Here is a 12,451-nt window from a genome sequence, read left to right on the forward strand (position 1 = left end):
CATGAAAGGAAATGAACAGAATGCATACAAGCCAGTGGATTAAAAATGTACAGCTAGAAAAAAACTATAAAGAAGAAGATGGATATATTACCGGGGCAGAAACAGAATTATCTCACCTTCTCATAAAAAGCGGGAAAATAGAGCAGATTATTTCTGCTGACCAAGCAATTACCGATAATATTCCCCAAATAGACGCAAAAGGATTACTGGCTCTCCCTTCCTTTATCGAAAAGCATTGCCATTTAGATAAAACTTTATTGGGTGATGAATGGCGCCCTGTGATTCCGACCAAAAATATTTTCGAACGTTTCGAAGTAGAGAAAAGAGTACTGCCTACATTGGCAACAACAACCCGGGAAAGAGCGGAAAAATTGCTGGATATTTATTCTCACGCCGGTGTAACAAAAGTCCGGACACATGTTGATCTGTATCCAGAAGCAGGATTGAAGAATTTGGATGAGGTAAAAAAAGCTCTGCACAGCTATGAAAACAAGCTGGCTTCAGAAATAGTCGCTTTTCCACAGCATGGATTACTGCGTTCCGATTCGAAGCATCTAGTAAAAGAAGCTCTCAGACAGGGAGCCGGCTATGTTGGCGGTGTTGACCCTGCAAATGTAGACGGAAATATTGAAGCTTCCCTGCAAACAATGATTGAGCTGGCTGTGGAAGCAGAAGCCGGCATTGACTTACATTTACATGATGCAGATCATTTAGGAACCTTTACCATGAAACGATTGGCAGAGTTGACCATGGAAGCTGGATTACAAGGAAAAGTGTACATCAGCCATGCATTCGGCCTTGGCGATGTTTCTCTGAATCAGGCGGAGGAGTTAGCAGAGATACTTGCTGATGCCGGTGTCGGCATTATCAGCAGTGTTCCAAACAACCGGAAGTTTCCTCCGCTCGAATTGTTAAAAAATAAAGGAGTTGAGACAGCAGTCGGCTGTGACAATATCTTTGATGTCTGGTCTCCTTTTGGAAATGGAGATATTTTAGAACGTTTAGGTCAGCTGGCAGAAATATACCGCTGGGTTGACCAGCCCTCACTGTGTATTTGGCAAGTAAAAAATGTATGAAATGGCATTTAAAAATGCATGCCACTTGTCGCCTCCAATTATTGCTGTATTAATGATTCTTTATAACGAAAACTCTCACCGTTAAAAAGTAGTAAATGTGAATGATGAATAAGTCGATCAATCACAGCCTCTGTTAATATTGGATCCCCAAAAACATGATTCCATTGTCCAAATTGAAGGTTGGTAGTAATCACCAAGCTTTTGTTTTCATAACACATAGATATCACCTGAAACAATAACTCTGCACCTTCTTTGTGAAGAGGAATATAGCCTAGTTCATCTAATATAAGTAAATCCAGTCTTTCAAGCTGTTTAATCAGCCTGGGGAGGGAACCATTTTGGTTCGCCTCTATTAATTTATTTGCTAAAGATGCCAACGTAAAGAACTTCACTTTGGTGCCATACCTATGTATGGCATTTAAGCTAATTAATGTTGCCAAATAAGTTTTCCCTGTGCCGACTCCACCATATAAAATCAGATTTTCCTTTTCATGAATAAATTCCCCTTGGAGGATCTTATCACGATCAATCCCTTGAGGGATTTGAATATGTTCCCATTGAAAAGGTTGGTCGCCTGTCTTTGGTAATTGTGCTTGCTTTAGTAATAAGTTCACTTTTCTTTCCTCTCTATTTTCAACCTCCCTTTCAAATAATTGAAGAAGATAGTCATAATTATTTTCAGCTTTAATTTCATGGTAATGCTCTCTTATCCAACTTAACTTCAAGCGTTTGGCATGTGCTTCAATTTGCTCTTTCATCAAGATACACCTCCGCTTTGAAGTAAAGAATCATAATGAGAAAGCCCTCTGGTTGCCGCAGGCATAGTTGGTAGATTAATAGCTGGACTTATCTCCTTATATGTATTGCTTTGATTTATTACAGTGTAAAAACAATGCTTGATTTGATCCGTACTTGGATGGCCATGAGATGAAGCCATCGTAAGAGCTTCATTGAGTAATGAAAAATCATCATTCTTTAAAAGTTCTCCTAATAGGCGTAAAGCATTTTTTTGTTCTTCTTCTGTACAGTTCTTTAAATAGTCCGTCCAAATAGATGGAAACTGGTTGTAAATACTTGAATATTTTATAGCTCTTGGTCGTTTGGACAATAAATCTAGATAAGGCTGCCAAATCATAGATTTCCGCCTTACACCATAGAGTCTGGTGTGTTTGGCAATCACTTCGTTATCTTCGTTCAAAATGGCAATTTCGTTATAAGTAATACGGACTCTAATTTTTTGTTGCGCAAACCTTGGAGATGTCGAATATTGTTTTGTATCTACATTGACGATTCCATATTTGTCTGATTTCAATTCCTCATATCGAGCACATTCAAATCCCTTTTCAGGCAACATAAGAAAGCTATTTAAATCCTCTTCNTCACTGACACAGTCATTAGGCTACATTACCGGCGGGAAAACAACATTAACGAAAGCTGGAAAACAAGCCTGGCCAAAAGCCGGTGATGAAGCAAATATGGTATTTGTTAAGGCTTCTTGTTCTGCAGAGGCTGTTGCAAGGCGGTCCGAACGTGTAGCAACAATGTTTAAAGGAAACGTGGTTGCTGGTGAGTTGTAATCATAGGCCTAGATAAATAACATCTTAAAAGAGACACAACATCAGGATAGGTCCCTACTCCCTGATGTTGTGTCTCTTTTTACATATCCTTATTTAAAATTCTTGATGTAAAAACTGCTTTGGAGGCATTCCAATATACTTTTTGAATACCTGACTGAAATATTTATACTCACTAAAGCCTACCTCTTCTGCTACCTCATAAACTAAAACCTTATCATTTTGAAGCAATTCTACAGCTTTCAGCAGCCTGTATCTATTTAAAAAATCATTTAGACTATAGTTTGTTTCACTTTTAAATTTGGCGCTTAAAAATACATTTGAAACCCCTAAATTATCACATAAATCTTTAAAGTTTATCTTAGTTGCATAATTTTTTTTAATAAAATCAATTGTGTCTATCACATAACTTGAGGTTTCAGCAACATTAAGATTAATATTCAGCAGTTCTTTATATAATAATGAATTAACTTTATAATTATCCTTCGCTTTTTTCTCCTCAATTTTAAAAATCAGATCTTTAATTACCTCTGCCAATTCCTCCATATCTACCGGTTTTAATAAATAATCATGAACACCCAGTCTGATTGCCTGCTTCGCATAATTAAATTCGTCATAACCAGTCAATATAATAGCTTCAAATTTATTATTTTCTACTGTTTCCTTCAACATTTCTATTCCATCTTTAAAAGGCATTCTTATATCGGTTATGACTATATCTGGTTTTAATTTATCTATCATTTCCTTTCCCATATCTCCGTTATCTGCACATCCCACCACCACACAATTTAATTGTAACCAGTTCATTTTATATTGGAGACCTTTTTGAATAATAGGTTCATCTTCAACTATTAATACCTTATTCAATATTATTCGCTCCTTTTAATGGAATGTCTAAAGAAAATTCACTTCCTTCATTGTAAGAGCTTTCAATTTTTAGTCCATATTTTTCACCATAGAGCAGTTGAAGTATACTTTGCGTACTTTTCAAACCAATTTGCCTGACTTCATCAACATCCTCAGCTTTATCATAAATTTTCTTTTTCAGGTTTTCTAATTCAATTTCTTTGATTCCTAAACCATTATCAATCACTTTTATGACTAAATGATCACCTGACTTCTGAGCAGTTAATATTATTTTTAAACTGTTTTTATAATCGATGTTATGTTTTATTGCATTCTCTATTAAAGGCTGTAGAATAAGCTTTGGGATAGGTATCTCTAACAAATCGCCAGGAATGTCAATCTCGAATTCTAGTCTTCTTCCATAACGCAGCTTTTGTATTTCACAGTAATTTATAAGGTATTCCAGATCTACCTTTAACGGAACTAACGTATTTCCGAAATTGGTATTATATCTCATTAGTTTTGCTATTTTAACAACAATATCAGATGCATTTTCTGGGTTTAAAGTAATTTCATATTTAATCATTTCCAATGCGTTATATAAAAAATGCGGATTAAACTTAGCTTCTAAATGTTTAATTTCCAATATCCTTTTCTTTTCGGTTATTTCTTCATTTTTTTGAATGAGATCTCTTATTTTCTCTATTTTGCTTGTATACTCCTTATAAATCACATTTAACTCGACTACCTCAGTTGATTTATTAAATATATCTTTATGATTTCCGTTAGAAATAATAGTGATTAAGGCATTCAATGGCTGTAAAGTCTTTTTAAATATTTTAGGTATAATCACTCTGGCTATCAAAAAGATAATAAAGCTACTAATTAACATGGTTGCCATACCAAATATCAAGATATTTCTATATACATTGATAATAGATAAGGTGATGATATTTAGCTGATTATTCATTGCAGGCTGTTTATTCATATAGAAGTAATTTTCATCTATTTTTACCAGTCTTTGATTATTATCCACAAAGAATTTGCCGAGCGAATCAATATGATAATTGTTCGTTTTAGCAATAACATTATCGTATTGGTCTGTTATATAAACCAGTTGATTATCAACACTGCTATCAATAAAATCATCTATGAAAAAGATAATATAGCCTATATTCTCACTGCCGTTTGATATAGCAGTTGAAAAATAATAGGAATAGCTTCTTGATTCGCCGAAAATCCGGTTATGAATCGTCTGCTCCTTATAATGTATTTGATTTAATTCATTCGCCAGTAATCTAAGAAATACATGACCGGAAAGAATTTCTTCATCATCCTGATGAAAGCTTGTTGACACAATTTCTTCATTACCATTTATCAAAACAAAATTCGATGAGATATTTCGGCTGTTTTTAAATTCATATAACAATTTATTCACATGCGAATCTACCTCGTTGTTTTCCAGAGCTTGAACAATCTTCTTATTTAGCGACAGTTCTTTAATACCTTCCCTATATCCTTCAAATTCCTCTATTAATTCATTCTTTAACGCTTTTCCTGCTTCTCTGTTAACCTTCATAACCGAATAATTAAAGACAACATACAGCGAGATTAAAAATACGAATAATAATAAGAGAATAATAATCACTGTATATTTTAAAAATGTTTTTTTCAAATAGTCCTTTATCGATTTACTCTGTTTCATGGTTAATAACTCCTGCTAATCATGATTAGATATAAAGATTGCTCCAATAATTGGAAAATTGGAACAACCTTTAAATATCATTTCTATAAATCTACCTCTTTTTTACCAGTAAGCTTAAAGAATATTAACAGAGATAAAATAGAAGTAACGGTTAAAACAGCCGAATATGCAGAAGCGTTGCCAAAATTCCCTCTTATTACTTCTGTATAAATAGACACAGCTAATGTTTGTGTCTCTGTTGAATACAGGATGATAGATGCGCTTAATTCTCCGAGTATGGTAACCCAACTCATAATTGCACCGGCCAATACTCCTGGCAGCATCATCGGAACAATTATCCGATAGAATGTTTTTGTTTCAGATGCTCCGAGACTGATAGCTGCTTCTTCTATGCTGGGACTAATTTGACTGATGATAGCAGTGCTGGAGCGAATCGTATATGGCATCCTTCTAATAACAAATGCAATAACCATAATCAAAACTGTCCCCGTAATAAATATCGGTTCATCACTAAATGCAAAAACTAGAGCTATACCCAGTACAGATCCCGGAATGACAAACGGGAACATTGATAATGTATCTATAACAGAATTCATTAAATTCCTTTTTCGAACTGTTAAATAAGAAATAAAAATCCCGATAATAATAATGATAATAATCGCATAGAATCCCATTTTATAAGTATTTATAATCGCATTTAAATCTCTGTCAAAAAGAATATTTTTATAGTTTTCAAGTGAGAACCTGCCTGTATAGACCTGACCGCCTGATGTCTCTAAAAATGATGTAAAGATGACAACCAGCTGAGGCAATATCCCGATAAAGGTAATAAAATAAACAGCGATATGACTTAAAATATTTTTGGTTCCCGAAAGAGTTTCTGCCTGCATCGGCTTTAGCGCTGACATAGAATAAGAATACTGCCTGGACAGAATTCTTTGTAATAAAAATAAAGTAACTGTAATTATTACAAAAATAGTTGCAATTGCAGCAGCAAAACCAGCATCACCGCCAACCTCACTTAAAAATTGCTGATAAATTAATACTGGCATGGTCCGATACCCTTCACCAATTAACATTGGCGTGCCAAAATCTGCGATAACACGCATAAATACAAGTAATGAACTTGCTAAAATTGTCGGCATTATTAAGGGGATTATAATTTTTGTCATTCTTTGAAAATTTGAATACCCAAGACTTTCTGCTGCTTCTACTAAAGAATTATCAAGATTTTTCAATGCTCCCATGATATAAATAAACACAAGAGGAAATGATTGTAATGTCAATACAAGAACAATTCCTGCAAACCCATAGATCCCATCAAAATTCAACTGAAATGTATCATTGATAAACTTGGTGATAACCCCACTTCTTCCCAATAGTTGAATCCAAGCGTAGGCTCCAATAAACGGCGGTGATATATAAGATACAATAACGATAATCTGAATAAATCTACTGCCGAATATTTTTATCTTTCTTAACATATAAGCTAAAGGCAGTCCAATTATAACTGCCAATATGGTACTTACAATCGTAACCTTAAAACTGTTTAATATCGTTATATAATAAAATTTCCTCTCAAAGAAATGGATAAAATGACTAAATGTAAACGCTCCTGTTTCACTATTAAATATACCTTTACCTAATATTAAAAAAAGAGGATAAATGATAAAGATTAACATTAGCAGAAGGATAATAACAGAACTGATATTCCATAAATTAAACTTATTTTTGTTCATCATGACCACCTGCCTTGATTAACGTTTCCTTCGTATCGGCATGGTAGATATTAATTTTTTTACTTTTTATATTTAAGTTAATATCTTTTCCTTCTGGTAAAATTTCTTCTTCTTCACTATCTTGAATAACCTCAACCCGCTCTCCTGAATCAAGATTTACAAAGTAATGCGTATTTAGCCCAAGAAACATGGTACTGTCAATCTTACCTTTGATACCGCTTTCTTCATTGGTAATGATAAACTCCTGAGGTCTTACAGATACTAATACTTCTTGTTTATCCACTATTTCATCCTGCTTCAAGTTATTCATTTTTACTGCATACATATCATTTAAATGGACGTATAAACCATCCTCTTTCTTCTTAATTATACCTTTTATTATATTAGAAGTACCTATAAATTGAGATACAAAGACGTTAGCAGGACGGCTGTAGATTTCTTCAGGTTTTCCTATTTGCTGAATAATGCCTTTATTCATTACTGCGATTCTATCAGAAATAGCCAGCGCTTCTTCTTGATCATGTGTAACATACACAGTCGTTATTCCAACCTCTTGTTGAATATTTTTAATAGCATTCCGCATTTCAATTCTTAATTTTGCATCTAAATTGGATAACGGCTCATCCATTAATAATACTTTAGGGTGGATAACAAGCGCTCTTGCTAATGCAATTCTTTGCTGTTGGCCGCCTGATAAGTTTTCAGGTTTCTTCGTTTTATGCTCCTCGATCCGAACTGTTTTTAAAATATTATCAATTCTTTCGGTCATTTCCTCTTTTCCAATTTTATTGACTTTTAATCCAAAAGCAATATTTTCTTCTACTGTCATATGTGGAAAGATAGCATAGTTCTGAAAAACCATTCCCATTTTTCTTTTATTCACTGGAATATGATTAATTACCTTGTCATCAATTTTAATTTGACCATCATCAATGGAATGAAACCCTATAATCATTCGTAATAAAGTTGTCTTTCCACAGCCAGATGGCCCCAGTAAAGTAAAAAGCTCCCCTTTTTGAATGTCCAGAGAAAGCTTATCAATAACTTTATCCTCTCCAAATTTTTTTACGACTTTATCTATATTAACGGAAACACTCACTCCATATTACCTCCCTTAAAAGCATGAACGGTAACTTGTGATAATCTGCAGTTACCACAAGTTACTCGATAATTATTTTCATTAAGCCTAGTCTAATGATTTTTCCAGTAAATCAACATATCTTGCAGTTATCTCATCTGTATTCTCGATAACCCACATTTCATCATATTCTTCAAATAAGTTGATTTCATCCTGAGGTATCATATAATCCGCCAGCTCAATATCTTCCCTTAAAGGTCTTACCGTTAATTCCTGGCCTGCCTGCGTCTGAATTTCTTCAGAGAGAAGATAATCTACAAATTTTTGAGCATTCTCCATGTTTTCTGCCCCTTCTATAATCTGGACTGCCTGGCCAGGGAAAATAGCTCCTTCTTCCGGGAAAACAACCTCAACTGATTCACCATTTCTGATATAATGGACTACTGGATCTTCCCATGTTAATCCAACAACGTATTCTCCATCTGCAACACCTTTATGAACCTGACCAGAGCTTCCTTGAATTTTTCCATCCAAATTAGCTATAAATTTTTCAACGAAATCCCATGCTTCATCAGATAAAGGATCTCCGTCACCTGCTGCATATAGCATCGCCATTAAAGATTGAAAAGCAGAGCTGGAATTAACGGGATCTCCAAATGCTATTTTTCCTTTTAATTCAGGGTCCAACAAATCTTCAAAGCTAGTAATCTGCCCTTCCCCTCCAGTTAAATCTGTATTGACTATAAAAACAGTTGGATCTGCAAAAGCCGGGGAAAAATATCCTGTTTCATTTCTGAATTCCTCCATCATATTCTCGTCTTCAGGAGACACATATTCTGCAAATAAATCTGTTTTATCATGTAACATTGTTACATCTGCAGCCCATAAGATATCTCCTTGGGGATTGTTTCTTTCAGATTCGACTCTTGTCACCAGCTCTCCGGTACCTGCTGTAACGGTTTTTACTTTAATACCTGTTTCATTTTCAAAACTTGGGATAACTAATTCATTTAAGCTTTCACTTCTTGCTGTATAAACAACTAATTCCTCTCCATCTCCCGAGCTGTTATTTGAACAACCTAATAATAAAAAACTTATAACTGTAAATAAAGCCATTAATTTAAGCGCTTTCATAAATTTACCTCCTGTAATGTATTTTCAACTTTATCTTAAGCGATGTTATTTTATAATTGAATCCTAAAAAAACTAAAAAACATCCTAAAATTTATTCCTTATAAAAACCATACTTTTATAAGCAAAATGACTCCACCTAAAATACCACAGCTAAACAGCTGTGGTAAAAACAGAAAACCTCATTCTGAAATATTCATTTTGTTCTTTAATATAAACCTTTATAAAATATTAGCTTAAGATAAAAACAGAAACGCTAAACTGTTTTCATCTATCAGGTGTACTGTCATTATCTACTTCTCTCAACACCCTGCTGATTCCCCTGATATCCTCAGGGCCCGTCCGGCAGCAGCCCCCGATAATCCTTGCTCCTTTTTCAGCCCAGCCTGCAGCAGCTGTGTTAACATGTACATGTTCCTCTCCATACCATGTTTTGGTCTCCGGATCATAGTTTTCACCAGAGTTCGGATAAATGATAATAGGCTTTCGTGTACAGGCATTCAATTCTTGGACAGCATCACTGATAAACTCTGTGGTGACACAATTCACGCCTATAGCAACAATCTGACTGCATGTATTTAAGAATTCTGCACATTCTCTTAACATTGTTCCTTCACTGATATGTACCGCATCCTTCAGCGTAAATGTCATCCATGCTGATATATCAGGAAATTCTTTTAACAAATCACAAATAACTTTTGCTTCCTGCAGCGAGGGGATTGTTTCAGCTGCCAATAAATCTGCACCGGCTTCAACCAAAGCTTCTATACGCGGTTTATGAAAATCATATAAAATCTGATCGCTGACTCCATAATTACCAATATACTCTGAACCATCAGCCAGATAAGCTCCATATGGCCCGACAGACCCGGCCACCAATGGATAAGGTCGATCGGATCTTCTTTCCTCCTGCCAGTACTCCTCCCGCGCCTGTTTTGCCAGCTCTACTGTTTTTCTGATTAATGCTTTTGCTTCCTTTTCGTTTATACCGTGCTTTTTAAATCCTTCTATACTCGCTTGATAGCTTGCTGTGATAGCAATATCCGCACCAGCTTCAAAATAAGCATAATGAACCTTTCTGATTTTTTCAGGCTCATCTAACAAAACCCGGGCAGACCATAAAGGATCGTCCAGATTACAACCCAGCTTTTCTAATTCTGTGGCCAATGCCCCGTCTAAAATTAACGTTTCAAATTGATTCAGCAATGGATCAATTGGATTTATTTTTGTCATTCTCTGCAGCCTCCGTTCATTTTATATACTAGCTTACCGTATTTTATTAGTTCTGCAAATTCATTCGGCCAGCAGGTTATTTTTAAATGCTTTTAAATCATACATTGATAATATAATCCTCCTGCCTCCCCATCTTTTTTATAAAATATAACTGCGCATGACGTGTAAATCATGCCGCACAGTGGTATGTTATAAATAAAATGATTGTGAGGGATTATATATGAAGCTTGTACTGATTAGACATGGTCAGAGTGAATGGAATCTGGCCAACCTTTTTACCGGATGGACAGATGTAGACTTAACTGACCATGGTGCTGCGGATGCAAAGCATGCAGGACAGGCATTGAAGCAGCATGGATTCCATTTCGATGTAGCATATACATCTTATTTAAAGAGAGCCATTAAAACACTTAATTATGTATTAGAGGAAACAGACAATTTATGGATTCCCGTGCATAAATCCTGGAAGCTGAACGAAAGACATTATGGTGCATTACAGGGATTGAATAAACAGGAAGTTGCTGAAAAATACGGAGCCGATCAGGTACATATCTGGCGCCGCAGCTTCGATGTAGCTCCACCATTTTTAGAAAAAGAAGATGAACGTTATCCCGGACATGAGGAAAAGTATAAAGAAATACCTGAAGAGAAAATTCCTCTTGGTGAAAGCCTGGAAACAACCATTGCACGCGTTATTCCTTATTGGGAGGAAGAAATTAAGCCGGCAGTAAAAGCAGGAAAAAGTGTGATTATCGCAGCACATGGAAACAGTCTAAGAGGCTTAATGAAATACCTTGAAGATATCAGTGATGAAGATATCGTAAATGTATCCATCCCTACTGGTGTTCCGCTTGTTTATGAATTAGATGACAATTTAGTACCTGTTTCAAAATATTTTATAGATCAGGAAGAATAAATAAAAAATGACATTCAGCAGTAGCTCTATCTCTGCTGAATGTCGTTTTTTATTACAATCTGCGTGCGCTGGTATCTGGTCCAATATATATATTACGTTTGCCTCTTCCAGTTTGTATTGTCACGACATTTGGATACGGCTCTGCTAAGATATCATAAGTTAAGCCGCCAAAAGCTGCAGGAGTAAGACTCCAATCACTATTTTTCTTTACAGGTTTAACATTTAGCGGATATGTGCGCCAGGTAGACGCAGATGCCGGCAAATGCACACGCTTTGCTGATGATTTGGAGGAATTATTCGAAGGTTTTCCAGAGCTGACTGCTTTTAGCAGACGTGTATTCTGTGCAGCTGTTCCTGTATAATTTGAAATACCGTAAGATTTCGCTAACTTAGCGCGATTCGCAAAGCTCGAATCCTCTCCAATTGATTTCAAATAGTCTACAATGGAATGGATTTGTTTTTTAGATGTGGATGTTTTTCCTTGATTGTTGGAGCTGCTCGAAGCCCCCGGACTGCTTTTAGCGGATAATTGGAATACTCTCGCAATCCCTCTTGCATGGCCTAAAGCAATTTGTTCCAAAAATGCATCTGATTTCAGTTTTGCTGCATCTCCTGCATGATCAATAAAACCATTCTCTGTTAAAATAGCCGGCATGACTGATTCCCGCAGTACATGAAAATTAGCCTGCTTTCTGCCGCGGTTTTGAAGGTTTACCTGCTTTATTATTTCTTCATGCATGATTTGCCGGTATTTTCCTGTTGTTCCTTGATTGGAAAGACCTGAATGAATATAATCCTCATAGCCTGCCCCTCCTCCGGCGTTAATATGAATAGAAACAAAATAATCTGCACCCCACTGGTTCGCTTCATTCGTCCGTGCTGCCAGCGATACAGTACTATCTGTCGAACGGCTCATCCGAATTTGATGCCCTTGATAACTGTTGTTCAAGATATTTCGTATTTTTAAAGCAATTGCTAACGTTACATGCTTTTCTTGCAATTCTTGTCCTACAGCTCCTGTATCACTTCCTCCATGTCCAGGATCTAAGTAGATTTTCACCATAAAAATATACCCCCTCTATTTTAAAATATTGAAAAAAGAGCTTGCCCGTATAGACATGCTCCTTACGATATTTGCTGATTTTTTTATAAT

At 35.6% G+C, this 12,451-nt stretch carries 11 protein-coding genes and 1 pseudogene; 3 read left to right on the top strand and 9 right to left on the bottom strand.

All coding sequences use genetic code 11. The features are described from left to right. Positions 1-20 precede the first annotated feature (20 nt). Positions 21-1,076 carry an amidohydrolase gene (locus BN1068_RS20870; protein ID WP_077604742.1) on the top strand — a complete coding sequence of 352 codons (1,056 nt, stop codon included), beginning with the start codon at positions 21-23 and terminating at the stop codon, positions 1,074-1,076. Positions 1,077-1,114: 38 nt separating this feature from the next. Here BN1068_RS20870 and istB read toward each other — a convergent pair whose 3' ends face one another. Together istB and BN1068_RS23460 are read right to left on the bottom strand one after the other, a co-directional pair. Further along, entirely contained in the window at positions 1,115-1,834 is a 720-nt protein-coding gene (gene istB / locus BN1068_RS20875; protein WP_064467641.1) for an IS21-like element helper ATPase IstB, read from the bottom strand. Next, positions 1,834-2,430, bottom strand: coding sequence for a Mu transposase domain-containing protein (locus BN1068_RS23460; protein WP_139344903.1), 597 nt, complete (start codon positions 2,428-2,430; stop codon positions 1,834-1,836). Before BN1068_RS23460 ends, istB begins: the two co-directional genes overlap by 1 nt. Positions 2,431-2,455: 25 nt before the next feature. On the opposite strand from BN1068_RS23460, the pseudogene BN1068_RS24120 reads away from it, so the two are divergent. After that, a pseudogene (locus tag BN1068_RS24120) lies at positions 2,456-2,653 on the top strand (deaminase); the annotation flags it as partial. A 93-nt stretch (positions 2,654-2,746) separates the two neighbouring features. Here BN1068_RS24120 and BN1068_RS20890 read toward each other — a convergent pair. The 6 genes from BN1068_RS20890 to mmuM all read right to left on the bottom strand — a co-directional run bounded on the left by BN1068_RS20890 (position 2,747) and on the right by mmuM (position 10,382). After that, positions 2,747-3,517, bottom strand: a complete 771-nt coding sequence (locus BN1068_RS20890) for a response regulator transcription factor (RefSeq protein ID WP_077604745.1) — start codon at positions 3,515-3,517, stop codon at positions 2,747-2,749. After that, positions 3,510-5,201 (bottom strand): sensor histidine kinase, encoded by a 1,692-nt coding sequence (locus BN1068_RS20895; RefSeq protein WP_077604746.1) that lies wholly within the window; start codon positions 5,199-5,201, stop codon positions 3,510-3,512. Before BN1068_RS20895 ends, BN1068_RS20890 begins: the two co-directional genes overlap by 8 nt. An 83-nt stretch (positions 5,202-5,284) precedes the next feature. Further along, on the bottom strand, positions 5,285-6,940 hold the full coding sequence (locus tag BN1068_RS20900) for an ABC transporter permease (protein WP_077604747.1): 1,656 nt from the start codon (positions 6,938-6,940) through the stop codon (positions 5,285-5,287). Beyond that, complete coding sequence (locus BN1068_RS20905) at positions 6,927-8,039, bottom strand: ABC transporter ATP-binding protein (protein WP_077604748.1); 1,113 nt, start codon at positions 8,037-8,039, stop codon at positions 6,927-6,929. Before BN1068_RS20905 ends, BN1068_RS20900 begins: the two co-directional genes overlap by 14 nt. 87 nt (positions 8,040-8,126) lie before the next feature. Next, complete coding sequence (locus BN1068_RS20910) at positions 8,127-9,152, bottom strand: extracellular solute-binding protein (protein WP_077604749.1); 1,026 nt, start codon at positions 9,150-9,152, stop codon at positions 8,127-8,129. A gap of 264 nt (positions 9,153-9,416) precedes the next feature. Beyond that, positions 9,417-10,382, bottom strand: coding sequence for a homocysteine S-methyltransferase (gene mmuM, locus BN1068_RS20915; protein ID WP_077604750.1), 966 nt, complete (start codon positions 10,380-10,382; stop codon positions 9,417-9,419). A gap of 220 nt (positions 10,383-10,602) precedes the next feature. On the opposite strand from mmuM, the gene gpmA reads away from it, so the two are divergent. Continuing rightward, the gene (gene gpmA / locus BN1068_RS20920; protein WP_077604751.1) at positions 10,603-11,298 is read left to right on the top strand and encodes a 2,3-diphosphoglycerate-dependent phosphoglycerate mutase; all 696 of its coding nucleotides are present in this window, start codon (positions 10,603-10,605) and stop codon (positions 11,296-11,298) included. Between the two features lie 52 nt (positions 11,299-11,350). Here gpmA and BN1068_RS24455 read toward each other — a convergent pair whose 3' ends face one another. Continuing rightward, entirely contained in the window at positions 11,351-12,361 is a 1,011-nt protein-coding gene (locus BN1068_RS24455) for an N-acetylmuramoyl-L-alanine amidase (RefSeq protein WP_077604752.1), read from the bottom strand. Positions 12,362-12,451: the final 90 nt, after the last annotated feature.

It is taken from the genome of Oceanobacillus sojae (genome assembly GCF_900162665.1).
Classification (GTDB): Bacteria; Bacillota; Bacilli; order Bacillales; family Amphibacillaceae; genus Oceanobacillus; species Oceanobacillus sojae_A.